Source organism: Arthrobacter jinronghuae, from assembly GCF_025244825.1.
Lineage (GTDB): Bacteria > Actinomycetota > Actinomycetes > Actinomycetales > Micrococcaceae > Arthrobacter_B > Arthrobacter_B jinronghuae.
Window position 1 is genome coordinate 249,905 of sequence record NZ_CP104263.1, and the last position, 11,651, is coordinate 261,555.

Sequence of the window (11,651 nt, forward strand, 5' to 3'; positions counted from 1 at the left end):
CATGGATTCACTCAACCTCTTGGCGGAAGGCTTCTCTTCCGCCCTGACCCCAATGAACCTGCTGTGGGTACTTGTCGGCTGCCTGCTGGGCACCGCCGTCGGTGTCCTGCCGGGACTGGGCTCTTCGATGGCAGTGGCCTTGCTGCTGCCCATCACTTTTGCCCTCGATCCGACTGCCGCGTTCATCATGTTCGCCGGCGTGTACTTCGGCGGCATGTTCGGCGACTCCACCATGGCCATCCTCATGAACACTCCGGGGCAGGCTTCGGCCATCGCGTCCACGTTCGAGGGGCACAAAATGGCCAAGGACGGGAGGGCCCCCCAAGCGCTGGCCACCGCGGCCATCGGCGCGTTCATCGGCGGCATGGTCGCATCTGTCCTTGTCGTCTTCCTCGCTCCGGCCCTGGCGGATTTCTCAGCGAACTTCGGCCCCGCCGAGTTCTTCGCGCTGGCTTTATTCGCTTTCGTCGCCACGTCCTCCGTGGTGTCGGACTCAGTGGTGAAGGGCCTCGCGGCGCTGGTGATCGGCCTGGGTATCGCCACGGTGGGCATCGACCCGTTCTCGGGTGCGGAACGCTTCAGCTTCGGTGCGCCCCAGATGTTCGACGGCATCTCCCTGATTACCGTGACCGTAGCCATCCTGGCCCTGGGCGAGGTATTCCATATCGCCTCCCGGATCCGCCGCGATCCGACCGGCCAGCAAATCAGCTCCGCCGGCCGCCCTTTCCTCTCCCGTGCCGAGCTCAAAGAGGCAGCCCCGGCCTGGGCCCGGGGCACCGCCATCGGACTGCCCTTCGGTGTTATCCCGGCCGGCGGGTCCGAGATTCCGACCTTCATCTCCTACGACGTGGAGCGGCGCATTGACCGGCGCCGCAAACAGCCGAAGTTCGGCAAAGGCGCCATCCGCGGCTTGGCCGCTCCGGAGGCCGCCGGCAACGCCACCACAGGCACCGCGATGGGAGCTTTGCTGGCGCTGGGCCTGCCGGTTTCGGCGACCGCCGCGATCATGCTCGCCGCGTTCCAGCAGTACGGGCTGCAGCCGGGACCGCTGCTCTTCGACCGATCGCCTGATTTGGTGTGGGCGCTGCTGGCAAGCTTCTTCATCGCGATGATCGTGCTGCTCATCGTCAACCTGCCCTTCGCCGGGCTGTGGGCCAAGCTGCTGCTGATCCCGGCCCCGTACCTATACGCCGGGATTACCGTCTTCTGCGGTCTGGGCGTTTACGCCACCTCCGGGGCGGTGTTCGATCTGCTGATGCTGCTCGGGCTCGGCCTGGTCGGCTTCCTCATGCGTCGTCACGGGATGCCCCTGGCCCCCTTGATGATCGGTGTTGTGCTGGGCCCGTTGGCGGAAACGAGCATGCGCGATGCCCTGCTCTCATCCAACGGTGACTACTCCGTGTTTGTGACCGGGCCCATCCCGCTGGTGCTCTACGCCCTGCTCCTCATAGTGCTGGCGGTGACCTTGCGATCCAAGATCGTGAACAGGACCCGGCAGGACGTGTAGTTCCCGCCTGTTTCAGACCAGCCCGTGCGGGGCCCTGCCGACAGGCGGGGCCCCTCACGGGTTTGTGCAACGAAATCTTAGAACAGCGGCCATGGCACCGCAGGCATGTCACCGCTCGGAGCGGGAAACACCCCAGCCGAGCGCAGCCGGACGCAGCGCGCGGCAAACGCCTCAATCTCTTCAGCAGTGAGCAGCTTCGCCAGCTGCGAGCCCAGCTCACCATCCAGCCCTTCAAGCACCCGGTCAATGCCCGCCAGTTCCTCGGCGCTCAGCTCGTCGCCGATCCAACCCCACAGCACGGTCCGCAGCTTGTGCTCGCTGTGGAAGGTCAGCCCGTGGTCCACGCCGTACCGGTGCCCATCGCCCATGGGGAGGATGTGGTCGCCCTTGCGGTCGGCATTGTTGACCAGGACATCGAACACGGCCATCCGCCGCAGCGCCGGAGTGTCCTCATGAATCAAGGAAACGATCCCCCCGCTCTCATCCTGCCCCTGGAGGACCTCTTTCCACCCGGTGTCCGGAACGTCCTCCTCCGGCACCAGGTCCACCGCGGTCTGCTCCGGGTCGGTCTCCTGCCAGAGCTGGACCATGCCTTCACCGAAGCGGCCGTCACGCAGCCAGGTGCGCGGCACGATATTCCAGCCCAGCACCTCCGACACCAGGTAGGCGGCGACCTCGCGGTGCGCCAGGCACCCCTCGGGAAAGTCCCAGAGCGGTTTCTCGCCGGCGATCGGTTTGTAGACCACGGCGGCGTCGCCGATGCTGCCCAGGAAGGTGGCGTTCGACGCTGTCGTGAGCCGCCCGGTGAGCGTCAGCTCGGCGGTCACGAGGTCGGGCGCGGGCATCAGGCCTCGGGGAAGGTGCAGGTGTGCCCGTCGGCGTCGATCGGCTGGCCGCAGATCACGCAGATCGGACGCCCGGCGCCTACCACTTCCCGAGTGCGCTTGGCGAAGGCCCGAGCCGTGCCGACCGGCATCCGCACCCGCAGCACCTCTTCGGCGTCGTCGGTCTCGTCGTCGTCCTCCTCGAGGAAGCCGTCGTCGTCCTCATCCACCTCGTCGAGGGGGTAGGCCTCGATGACGACCTGCGCCGTCGTCGGATCCCAGCCCAGGCTCATCACGCCGGCGCGGAACTGTTCCTGAACCGCCTCGAGATCGTCATTGTCGACGAGCTCCAGGGGAGTGCTCGCGGGAACGTGGAAGGGGTTGCCGTCGACGGTCATCAGCTGGTCGAGGATCTCGTCGATCTTCTCGGCGAGCTGGGCCGACTGCAGCTTCTCCAGGGCAATGCTGACAATCTGCTTGCCGGTGCGCACCTGCAGGTAGAACGTGCGCTGGCCCGGAACGCCGACAGTGCCGACGACGACGCGGTCCGGCCAGTCGAAATCGTGAACGGTTGTAGGCATGGAACTACTCTAGGCTCATCGGGCCGGCGGCGCCGCGTGACCTGCACCACCGCCGACCGGTGCGTCGGCCGACGTCGGGCTGGCGGCCAGCCCGACGTCGGCCGACGTCGGGCTGGCCGCCAGCCAGGACAGGTCCCCGGCGTCGGTGTTGGTCGCGAGGACGGTGGGGCGTCCCGTGCCGTAGTGCACGATCGACACGGAGGCCGGACCCACGTTGATGCGCTGGAACATATCGAGGTGCATGCCGAGCGCGTCGGCGAGGACCGACTTGATGATGTCGCCGTGGCTCACCGCCACCCACACGGCCCCCGGCCCGTGCTCGGCCTCGAAGGCTGCATCATGGCGCCGGATCGCCGCCACGGAGCGGGCCTGCATCGCGGCCATGGACTCGCCGCCGGGAAAGGTGACGGCGGAGGGCTGCGACTGCACCGTCGCCCACAGCTTCTCCTTCGCGAGCTCCTCCAGCGTGCGGCCCTGCCAGGAGCCGTAATCGCACTCGGTGAGGTCGGCGTCGACCGGCGCATGCGGGGTGCCCGACTGGCGGTTGAGGATGAACTGGGCGGTCTGCCGGCAGCGCTCGAGGGGACTGGACACTACGCCGACCACGGGCACGACGGCGAGCCGGTCGCCGGTCGCGGCGGCCTGGTCGCGGCCCACCTGGTCGAGTTCGACGCCGGGGGTCCGGCCGGCCAGCACTCCGGAGGCGTTCGCGGTGGTGCGGCCGTGCCGCACGAGGATTACTGTTGCCATCTCCCCAGAGTAGTCACGTCGGCGACGGCGGCGGGAACAAGGGGGTTGCTTGCATTACAACCTACCGGTAGCCTGCATTGCATGGCACCTTCCCCCGAATCGGTTTTGACGCAACTCCGCAAGGGCACCGTGGACTACTGTGTTCTCGCTTGTCTGCGCTCCGGGGCCGCGTACGGACTGGAGATCGCCGAGCGCCTCGGGGAGCGGAAAGTCCTGTTCGCCAGCGGAGGCACGCTGTATCCACTGCTTTCACGGCTACGGCAACAGGGGTGGGTAACCACAACGCTGGAGCCATCCCCGGTCGGACCTCCCCGCCGCTATTACCACCTCACCGATGAGGGTGAGAACGCCCTGAAGGTCTTTACCGAGACCTGGCACCTGTTCGCCGCGGACGTCACGACCATGATCAAGGAGACCCCATGAACACCACCGAACCGATGCCTGCACTTCTGGAGGCTTACTTCGCCGACCTCGACCGCGCCCTGATCGGCGCCGATCCTCGGGAGCGCGCTGAAACGGTCCAAGCGATGCGCGAGGATGCGGCCGAGATGCTCGCTCAGGAGGGTGCTTCGGAGAAGACTGCTGAACGTATCGTCGTCGAATTCGGGCCCGTGGAGCAGGTGGCTGCCGCCGCCACGCCGGCTCCCGCGCCAGGACCCGGTCCGACGCGTTCCTGGGCCGACATCTGGCTGCTCGTTGGCTCCATTGCGGGCTTCGTGTATTGGATGCTCCCGTTCATTGCCATCGCGATGCTCATCTGGGCGGTCTTGCGGATGAGGCGCAATACCGGAAACCGGATTCTGCAGCGGGTGGCTCTGTGGGTGTCCATTGCGGCGGTCGCGTTCTCCGTGGGGCTGTTCATCATGCATTCCGTATCGTCCCTTTTGGGGATGAGCTGACACGAACACCGACCGCCGTTCGAGGGTCCTCTAGAGCGAATCGGAAGCAGATTCCGTCGTCGTCGTTGCTTCTTCGCTCGCCTCGGCATGGCGGATAACCAGGGAGGTCGTGATCAGTAGGGCGGAGAGCAACACGCAAAGCACCAGCAAGATCAGGTAAACGAGCGATATCAGCACGGCTGCAGGTGCTGATTCCCAGAGCATGGGGATCAGGCCGACGCTCCGGCTATCTCCGATGCCGAAGTTCCTGTTGATGAATGAACCCAGAACAATTAGAACGACGGCGGCGAGACCGAGCCGGGTTCCGAACCTCATCGTTGATTTGGCCAGCGTTGGCCCGGACATCTCGCTCCTAGGGGTTGGCCGGAGGTTCGTGCAACAAACTGCATTTGCTTTGAGTATGGGTGCAGTCTGCAGCGGTATCAATGCTGAACACGGATACACCTCGGGGGGATTATGCGAGGTTGCCTGGGTCAACCGCCAGGACGAGCTCCACGTGGTCCTGCCCGAGGACGTAACGGAATCGGCTGAAATCCGGCACCAGTTCCTGCTCCACAAGGGTTCTCGTCAGGTATTCGACCGCCGCAGCGTAAGCCGCCATCGTGGGCACTGCGGGTAGGGCCACGCTGAACTCCCGGCGGCCGGGGAGGTGCAGGACGGCGGCGTTGCCGGGAAGCGGGTGTAGGGCACCGGCTGCGCGAAGGTCCACGGCGACAATCCAGTCCGGCCCCTGAGGCGTCTTTGCTTTCTCCTTGTCCGCGGCGGTCTCGAGCGCGTACTGGCACCAGGGCGGCCCGGCGACCTCCACGCCGGCGTCCACGAGTTCGCGCCGCAGTGCCTCCGCTGCCGTACGGACCCGCTTTGGCAGCATCACGCCGTCCGATGCGGCTGTTTCACCCGGCACCTGGCGGATTACCGCCGCAGCCGTGGGTCTGTCCCGGACCTCGGCCCGCGGCCACCCCGTGGCGAGTTGCCAGGCCTGGGCCATTGCACTGTCCTGCCGGCTTCGTTCACGCGTCAATTCGGTCTGATGATCGGTGAGGATTTCGGGCAGCAGATCGGGATTGGCCAGTATGGTCCGGATCTCACTGATGCTCACCGCTGCCCGGCGCAGGGCCATGATCAGCAGAGCGTGGTGCGTCTGGTCGAAGGTGTAGCCGCGGTACCCGGTTTCCTCGTCGATCTGGGTTGGTTCCAGAAGGCCCTGACGGTGGTAGTAGCGCAGGGTCTGCGCCGGGAGTCCGGTCATCTGGGCGAAATCGCCGATAGAGAGAAGGGGTCGCTGGGTCATGGAATCAACCATGAGGCCTCTAGTAGGTAGAAGGTCAAACTGGACGCCTCCCGCCGATGTGTGAGCGGCATCGCTACGTGGCTGCTGCGGACAGATAGGGGCATTTATGAGTGCCGGCTCAGTAAGGAACAATGGCCGCAGTTCCAATCAGGAGGGAGAAGCTTTGAAAAGGTTCTATGTTGCGTCGAGCTTCAGGAATATCGCCAATGTCCGGTACGTCGCGCAAACCCTGGAAAGCAAGGGCTACGTCAACACGTACGACTGGACGCAGAACGCGTCAGCACGCAATGCGGGGACAGTCACCCTCGACGATCTGCGCTCTATCGGGCAGCAGGAGAGGGATGCAGTGATGCGAGCCGACGTCGTCGTTATCCTGCTTCCGGGCGGGAAGGGCACGCATGTTGAGCTTGGCATCGCAATCGCTCAAGGCAGAAGGACAATCCTGCATTCCGCGGACGGGGACATCAATAACCCCGAGACCACCAGCACGTTCTACCACCTACCCGAGGTGGAGAAGTGCCACGGAACGCTGGACGACCTCCTGGCCGTGATCGTCGGCCGGGAAGTGCCCGTTGCCTCGGCCTGACTCGTTTCTGTCGCGGTGAGGGATCCTTCTACGGACAGCGGACGTCATGCTCGCTTCAGGCTACGAAGATGCAGAACGGATGACCGGCCGGATCGGCGTAAACGTACAACGGCTCGTTCGGGTCGTCCGTACGGTCGAAGCGGAGCTCTGCCCCCAACGCCAACGCCCTGGAGTGATGATGCTCGAGTGTCTCCCGGTCAGGAACTGTCAGGTCGAGGTGCATCTGCATCGGCACATCAGGCAGCGGCCATGTTGTCCGCTTCAAATGATCAACGTGCTGAAAAGCAAGCTTGCGGTCGCCCTGTCCATCAGTGAGAACGAGCCAATCGACGTCGTCAGGCATGCCCTCACCCACGGGCTCATCTCCTGGCCGGTACTGGAGCCCGAGCAGGTGGCGGTAGAACTCAGCCAGTCCTCGCACGTCAGTAGTGTCGAGAACCGTGTGAAGGACCTGAGGGAATACGCTCATGGGCCGAGACTAACGATCATCAAGGTTCCCTGGCCAGCCTTCGCCACACCACATCAAGCCGCCGGCATCGGTGCTTCCCGGTGGCGTGTTTCGGATCGTAGTCCCAGATAGGTGCCGGTAATGATGAGTGCGGCACCGAGGATGCCCAGAAGCGTGAGGGTTTCCCGGCCGATAGTGGTTCCGATAAGAACGGCCCAGATGGGTTCGGTTCCCATCAGGAGGCTAACCCGGGATGCGGATGTTTGTTGAATGGCCCAGGTCTGGATGAGGAAAGCGAACACGCTGCACGCCAGCCCAAGGTAGAGCACGCCCATCCATTCGCCCGCATCGAAGCTGTGCACTGCCTGAAGCACACCTTGGTAATCGGCGCAGGTATAGACGACGGCGCAGACCGCGCTTTGGGCCAGGGTCAAATTCAGCGCGCTGTAACCTCGGCCCCGGGTAAGGGCGGAGACCGCGGTGACGTGGATGGAGCGGACGACGGCTGCGGCCAGCACGAGCATGTCCCCAAGAGTCGGTGCAGCGAATCCGTCGCCGGAGACAAGAAGGCACACGCCCACGACAGCGATGACGCCCGCGATGAATACCGTGCGCGGCACCCGTACCCGGAAGGCAACGCTTTCAGTGAGTGGGGTGAAAACAACGACGAGACTGATGATCAGCCCGGCGTTCGTCGCGCTGGTGCCGGCGATCCCGTGGGTTTCGAGGATGAGTACCGCGGCCTGGGTGAGACCCAGGACGACGCCGACTATGAGTTCGCGGCGCACGGCCCGGCGGCGTTTCCAGATCAGCCAGATCAAGGCCAATGCCAGCGTGGTGATGAGAAAACGCAGCGAGAGGATGACGGTGACGCCGACCGTGTCGGTGAGGGTTTTGGCTGCAAGGTAGCTGCTGCCCCACGCGATAGCGACCAGGAGCAGGAACAGGTCCACCCTGCGCGCAGCGACACGTGAGGAGAGCGGGCGACGTCGTTCGTCGCGTATGGGAGGGGCGGGAGTGGGGCGTGGGGAGGGCACCCCGCAAGTCTTATGGCAATGTACCCGTAAGACGAGAGGGCATTTGATGAACTAATGGTTTAGATTCCCCTTATGGATCTCCACCAGTTGCGGTTGCTTAGGGAGTTGGGCGAGCGGGGAAGCCTTGCCGCCGTCGCCCGCGCGCTCCATGTCTCTCCGTCAGCCGTGTCGCAGCAACTCACGGCGTTGCAGCGTCGAGTCGAGGTTCCTCTGACCGAACGACGGGGACGGAATCTTGTCCTGACCGGTGCCGGTCAGGCCTTGGCCCGAGCTGCTGTCGATATCAGCGTTGCCATGCGCTCCGCTGAGCAGGCCGTCAGCCACTATCTCCAAGACCCCCGCGCGACGGTGAGCCTCTGCGCGTTCAACAGTGCGGGCCTGACCTACTTCGGCCCCCTGCTCCAGGCCCTATCCGATGAGGGCAGCCCGCGGCTGATCTGCTCCGACCGGGATGTGGGACAGGAAGAATTCCCATCCCTGACCGCGGATTACGACCTGGTCATCGCGCACCGCCTCGAGCACAGCACGCCGTGGCCCGAAACCATCACCGTCCTGCCGCTGGTGCGCGAGCCCCTGGACGTCGCCATGTCAGAACAACACCGGCTCGCCAACGCATCAAGCGTCAGCATCGCCGACCTCATCGATGAAGAATGGGTGTCCGTTCAGGACGGATTTCCGCTCATGCCTGCTCTGCAGGCGATTGCCGTTCACGCCGGCCAACCCCTCAACGTCACTCACCGGATCAACGAGTTCTTCATCGCGGCCGCGATCGTATCCGCCGGACCTGCCATCGCACTGATGCCCCGCCACACCGCCTCCCCGCCGCCTGGCAGCGGAATTGTTCTCAAACCAATCCGCGATCTACCGCTGGCCAGGCGCGTTGATGTCCTCTGCCGTCCAGAAGCCCTCCACAGGACCGCAGTCCAACAGGTCGTCACCGCTCTCCAGCGGAATACGTCTTCTGCCCAACCCTCGGTTTTAGCCGCTGACGTCCGCTGTGGGATGGGTCAGCGGGACGCGAGCCGGTAAATAGTGCTCGACTACTTGCCTCAACGCTTTTGGTGCAGCGGATTTCGCCAAAGTAGTTGCGCAGGGACGACAAACAGAATCCAATAGCCCCATGACGAAGGAACCCGGCACGGCCACATCAGACACACAGCCCGGGCTGAAGCGGGCAATCGGCGTGCCGCTGCTGTTCGCATTTATCGTGGGCGACACCCTTGGTGCCGGCATCTACACCCTCGTGGGTACCATGGCCGCCGACGTCGGTGGCGCGATCTGGATACCCCTCCTCATCGCACTGGTCGTCGCGCTACTTACTGCCGCGACATACGCGGAACTGATCACCAAGTACCCGCACGCCGGAGGAGCCGCCCGCTACGCCGACCGGGCTTTTGGCATCCCCTACGTGTCATTCCTCGTCGGATTCCTGATGATGGCCTCAGGAATCACCACAGCCGCTGCCCTCGCGAACGCCTTCGCGGGCGATTACCTCACCGCACTCATTGACGTGCCGTCCGCCCCCGCAGCGGTCGCGTTCATCATCTTGCTGACCTTGATCAACCTTCGCGGCGTCCGGGAGTCCCTCGCCGCGAACCTCGTAGCTTCTGTCATCGAGGTATCCGGCCTCGTCCTCGTCATCGTCGTGGCCGCCATCGTCCTCGCCTCCGGCAACGGGGAACCCGCCCGGCTTCTCGAGTTCGCGCCGGACGTACCGCCGTTCCAGGGCGCCTTCGCCGCATCGATCGTCGCGTTTTTCTCTTTCCTGGGCTTCGAGGCGGCAGCAAACATGGCCGAGGAAGTACGTAACCCATCCAAGGCCTACCCTCGCGCACTGTTCGGTGCTATCTGCACCGCTGGGGTCGTCTACCTCCTCATCGCTCTCGGTGCGGTCATTGTTATGCCCCCGGCCGAACTGGCCGATTCCACGGGACCTCTGCTCGACGTCGTCGCCGCCAGCGGCATCGGAATCCCGCCCGGACTATTCAGCATCATCGCCCTGATCGCCATTGCCAACGGAGCACTGCTGTTCATGGTCATGGCCAGCCGTGTCGGCTACGGATTGGCAGAAGCAGAACTGCTCCCTCACGCCTTCGCTCGGGTGCTGCCAGGCCGTCGCACTCCCTGGGTCTCCATTGTTGTGGTTGCCGGACTGACGATCGTCCTTACCCTCCTCGGAAATGTCGCCACATTGGCCGAAACCACCGTGCTGCTCCTACTCCTGGTGTTCCTTTCTGCCAACGTCAGCGTCCTCGTCCTCAAAAAGGACAAAGTGGACCACGACCACTTCTCAGCCCCACGATTTCTGCCGATTCTCGCGATCATTGCGAGCATCGCACTCCTCACACAACAAAGCGGGATCGTCTGGCTCGGCGCCGCCGCCTACGCAGTGGTCGGATCCTTGTTGTTCCTCGCTGCCAAGGCCGGACGTAAACGCCAGGAACGCGTGAACGCTAGTAGCTAACCCGCGGCACACCCACTACTGGGGGTCGAGAGGCTAGTTCGAGGGCGGGCCGCCGTTGGGCGGGGTGCCGCCGCCGGGTGGTCCGCCGGCGGGACCGCTGCCGCCGCCCATACCGGAGGCCGTTTGCTGCGTCACGCTGTTGGCATAGTCGTTCGTGGGGTCGCGGTAGATGGTGTGGACGTGTCCCCAGCCGGAGGTGGACACTCCGTCGACATCTGCGCCTGCCGAGCCCTGCTGCGCCTGGAAGGCGACATAAACGTTCGGCCCAGAGATCGAGAACGAGATTCCGTCCCCGGAGCTCATGTCGTATGTGGTCTCACCGGACCACGCGATGACGGTGTCATCGAGTGTGGCTTCGATCTTCGCCCGGGAGCCGGCTGTGGTCTGCTCGTCAGCCATGCCGGACCAGTTCGCGGTGAGATCGAGGAGCAACTGCTTCTGCGCGTCGGTCAGATCGGCGCCGGTGAGGCCGGCTCCGGCGTCGAAATCACAGGCATCGCCAGGTGCACACATGCTGACGTCGCCCGACGTGAGCGTCGCCTGCTGTTCCCCCGTCAAGCTGTCAAAGAATGCGAACGCATCGGTGTAGATGCCGTCGAACGGCCGCACTTCATTGCCGTCGGCGTCGGTGTAAACGGCAGGCTGCACACCGAGGTGGGTGGGAGCGAACGTGATCGCGTCCGTCGCGCCGTCGAGGGTCGCGTTGATACCGAGGTGGTGGCCGCCGAACTGCACTTCGAAGGCGCCGGTGTCAGACGGGTCGCCGAAGAAGGCGATGTAGTACTGGCCGAGGGACTGCTCGGTGCTGCTGCTGTTCTGCTGCAGGTACTCGTCGCCACCCATAATTCCGGACACCGTGTCGTACGCCTCGTCGCTAAGCAGTGCCTGCAGGACCGCCAATGCTGCGGTCTTCTGCTCATCGGTCAGGTCGGCGAGATTCAGGCCGGCACGCTGGACGAATGTCACGGGAAAGTTTGACCAGGACGTCGTCTTCGTCGCGTCGTCGTCGCCGACGTCATTTTCGGGTCCGCGGCCGTGCTGCTGCTCGAATCACTCGCAGCAGAGGGGGATGCCGTGCCGGAGGTGGAAGCGACGTCGGCCGCGCAGCCGGTCAGGGCGAGGCCGCCTGCCAGGAGGAGCGAGACGGCCCGCAGGGCGCGCCGTCGTACCAACGACGACGCCGCGGGCAGGGTATCGGTGGTTCTGGATGACCTCATGTGAACACAGTAGAAAAAGCGCCTTGCCGTTCGCTTCCTAGTTGCTG

The 11,651-nt window shown here is 64.5% G+C and carries 15 protein-coding genes; 6 read left to right on the forward strand and 9 right to left on the reverse strand.

Going from position 1 to position 11,651, the window contains the following annotated elements; translation table 11 throughout:
• Nucleotide 1 precedes the first annotated feature (1 nt).
• Entirely contained in the window at nucleotides 2-1,507 is a 1,506-nt protein-coding gene (locus N2K98_RS01255; RefSeq protein WP_255798698.1) for a tripartite tricarboxylate transporter permease, read from the forward strand.
• Between the two features lie 77 nt (nucleotides 1,508-1,584).
• Here the strand turns inward: N2K98_RS01255 and N2K98_RS01260 are convergent, their stop codons facing one another.
• From N2K98_RS01260 to N2K98_RS01270, 3 genes are read right to left on the reverse strand one after another with little or no spacing between them, the layout of a single operon-like run.
• Complete coding sequence (locus N2K98_RS01260) at nucleotides 1,585-2,352, reverse strand: SCO1664 family protein (protein WP_255866513.1); 768 nt, start codon at nucleotides 2,350-2,352, stop codon at nucleotides 1,585-1,587.
• Nucleotides 2,352-2,912: a DUF3090 family protein gene (locus tag N2K98_RS01265; RefSeq protein WP_255866512.1), complete on the reverse strand. Its 561-nt coding sequence runs from the start codon at nucleotides 2,910-2,912 to the stop codon at nucleotides 2,352-2,354. Before N2K98_RS01265 ends, N2K98_RS01260 begins: the two co-directional genes overlap by 1 nt.
• Nucleotides 2,913-2,927: 15 nt before the next feature.
• Complete coding sequence (locus tag N2K98_RS01270; protein WP_260553858.1) at nucleotides 2,928-3,662, reverse strand: MSMEG_4193 family putative phosphomutase; 735 nt, start codon at nucleotides 3,660-3,662, stop codon at nucleotides 2,928-2,930.
• A gap of 81 nt (nucleotides 3,663-3,743) precedes the next feature.
• Here N2K98_RS01270 and N2K98_RS01275 point away from each other — a divergent pair, with 81 nt between their 5' ends.
• Complete coding sequence (locus N2K98_RS01275) at nucleotides 3,744-4,085, forward strand: PadR family transcriptional regulator (RefSeq protein WP_255866510.1); 342 nt, start codon at nucleotides 3,744-3,746, stop codon at nucleotides 4,083-4,085.
• The gene (locus tag N2K98_RS01280) at nucleotides 4,082-4,561 is read left to right on the forward strand and encodes an HAAS signaling domain-containing protein (RefSeq protein ID WP_255866509.1); all 480 of its coding nucleotides are present in this window, start codon (nucleotides 4,082-4,084) and stop codon (nucleotides 4,559-4,561) included. Before N2K98_RS01275 ends, N2K98_RS01280 begins: the two co-directional genes overlap by 4 nt.
• 30 nt (nucleotides 4,562-4,591) lie before the next feature.
• Here N2K98_RS01280 and N2K98_RS01285 read toward each other — a convergent pair whose 3' ends face one another.
• Both N2K98_RS01285 and N2K98_RS01290 read right to left on the reverse strand, forming a co-directional pair.
• Nucleotides 4,592-4,876: a hypothetical protein gene (locus N2K98_RS01285; RefSeq protein WP_255866508.1), complete on the reverse strand. Its 285-nt coding sequence runs from the start codon at nucleotides 4,874-4,876 to the stop codon at nucleotides 4,592-4,594.
• Between the two features lie 139 nt (nucleotides 4,877-5,015).
• Nucleotides 5,016-5,852 (reverse strand): MerR family transcriptional regulator, encoded by an 837-nt coding sequence (locus N2K98_RS01290; protein ID WP_255866507.1) that lies wholly within the window; start codon nucleotides 5,850-5,852, stop codon nucleotides 5,016-5,018.
• 163 nt (nucleotides 5,853-6,015) lie between these two features.
• On the opposite strand from N2K98_RS01290, the gene N2K98_RS01295 reads away from it, so the two are divergent.
• The gene (locus tag N2K98_RS01295) at nucleotides 6,016-6,438 is read left to right on the forward strand and encodes a nucleoside 2-deoxyribosyltransferase (RefSeq protein WP_255866506.1); all 423 of its coding nucleotides are present in this window, start codon (nucleotides 6,016-6,018) and stop codon (nucleotides 6,436-6,438) included.
• Between the two features lie 55 nt (nucleotides 6,439-6,493).
• Here the strand turns inward: N2K98_RS01295 and N2K98_RS01300 are convergent, their stop codons facing one another.
• Both N2K98_RS01300 and N2K98_RS01305 read right to left on the reverse strand, forming a co-directional pair.
• The gene (locus N2K98_RS01300) at nucleotides 6,494-6,907 is read right to left on the reverse strand and encodes a VOC family protein (protein ID WP_255866505.1); all 414 of its coding nucleotides are present in this window, start codon (nucleotides 6,905-6,907) and stop codon (nucleotides 6,494-6,496) included.
• Nucleotides 6,908-6,960: 53 nt separating this feature from the next.
• Nucleotides 6,961-7,923: a DMT family transporter gene (locus N2K98_RS01305; protein ID WP_255866504.1), complete on the reverse strand. Its 963-nt coding sequence runs from the start codon at nucleotides 7,921-7,923 to the stop codon at nucleotides 6,961-6,963.
• A 72-nt stretch (nucleotides 7,924-7,995) separates the two neighbouring features.
• Here N2K98_RS01305 and N2K98_RS01310 point away from each other — a divergent pair, with 72 nt between their 5' ends.
• Together N2K98_RS01310 and N2K98_RS01315 are read left to right on the forward strand one after the other, a co-directional pair.
• Nucleotides 7,996-8,952: a LysR family transcriptional regulator gene (locus N2K98_RS01310; RefSeq protein ID WP_255866503.1), complete on the forward strand. Its 957-nt coding sequence runs from the start codon at nucleotides 7,996-7,998 to the stop codon at nucleotides 8,950-8,952.
• 91 nt (nucleotides 8,953-9,043) lie between these two features.
• A complete protein-coding gene (locus N2K98_RS01315; protein WP_255866502.1) occupies nucleotides 9,044-10,387 on the forward strand; it encodes an APC family permease in 1,344 nt (447 codons plus the stop codon).
• Between the two features lie 33 nt (nucleotides 10,388-10,420).
• Here the strand turns inward: N2K98_RS01315 and N2K98_RS01320 are convergent, their stop codons facing one another.
• Both N2K98_RS01320 and N2K98_RS01325 read right to left on the reverse strand, forming a co-directional pair.
• Nucleotides 10,421-11,353 carry a DUF3500 domain-containing protein gene (locus N2K98_RS01320; protein ID WP_255866501.1) on the reverse strand — a complete coding sequence of 311 codons (933 nt, stop codon included), beginning with the start codon at nucleotides 11,351-11,353 and terminating at the stop codon, nucleotides 10,421-10,423.
• On the reverse strand, nucleotides 11,350-11,604 hold the full coding sequence (locus N2K98_RS01325; protein WP_255866500.1) for a hypothetical protein: 255 nt from the start codon (nucleotides 11,602-11,604) through the stop codon (nucleotides 11,350-11,352). The genes N2K98_RS01320 and N2K98_RS01325 overlap by 4 nt, the downstream gene beginning before the upstream one ends.
• Between the last annotated feature and the right edge of the window lie 47 nt (nucleotides 11,605-11,651).

Bases quoted from the DNA above. Each gene is read 5' to 3' on its own strand.
- N2K98_RS01255 (WP_255798698.1), top strand. From the start codon at position 2: ATGGATTCACTCAACCTCTTGGCGGAAGGCTTCTCTTCCGCCCTGACC.
- N2K98_RS01260 (WP_255866513.1), bottom strand. From the start codon at position 2,352: ATGCCCGCGCCCGACCTCGTGACCGCCGAGCTGACGCTCACCGGGCGG.
- N2K98_RS01265 (WP_255866512.1), bottom strand. From the start codon at position 2,912: ATGCCTACAACCGTTCACGATTTCGACTGGCCGGACCGCGTCGTCGTC.
- N2K98_RS01270 (WP_260553858.1), bottom strand. From the start codon at position 3,662: ATGGCAACAGTAATCCTCGTGCGGCACGGCCGCACCACCGCGAACGCC.
- N2K98_RS01275 (WP_255866510.1), top strand. From the start codon at position 3,744: ATGGCACCTTCCCCCGAATCGGTTTTGACGCAACTCCGCAAGGGCACC.
- N2K98_RS01280 (WP_255866509.1), top strand. From the start codon at position 4,082: ATGAACACCACCGAACCGATGCCTGCACTTCTGGAGGCTTACTTCGCC.
- N2K98_RS01285 (WP_255866508.1), bottom strand. From the start codon at position 4,876: ATGAGGTTCGGAACCCGGCTCGGTCTCGCCGCCGTCGTTCTAATTGTT.
- N2K98_RS01290 (WP_255866507.1), bottom strand. From the start codon at position 5,852: ATGACCCAGCGACCCCTTCTCTCTATCGGCGATTTCGCCCAGATGACC.
- N2K98_RS01300 (WP_255866505.1), bottom strand. From the start codon at position 6,907: ATGAGCGTATTCCCTCAGGTCCTTCACACGGTTCTCGACACTACTGAC.
- N2K98_RS01310 (WP_255866503.1), top strand. From the start codon at position 7,996: ATGGATCTCCACCAGTTGCGGTTGCTTAGGGAGTTGGGCGAGCGGGGA.
- N2K98_RS01315 (WP_255866502.1), top strand. From the start codon at position 9,044: ATGACGAAGGAACCCGGCACGGCCACATCAGACACACAGCCCGGGCTG.
- N2K98_RS01325 (WP_255866500.1), bottom strand. From the start codon at position 11,604: ATGAGGTCATCCAGAACCACCGATACCCTGCCCGCGGCGTCGTCGTTG.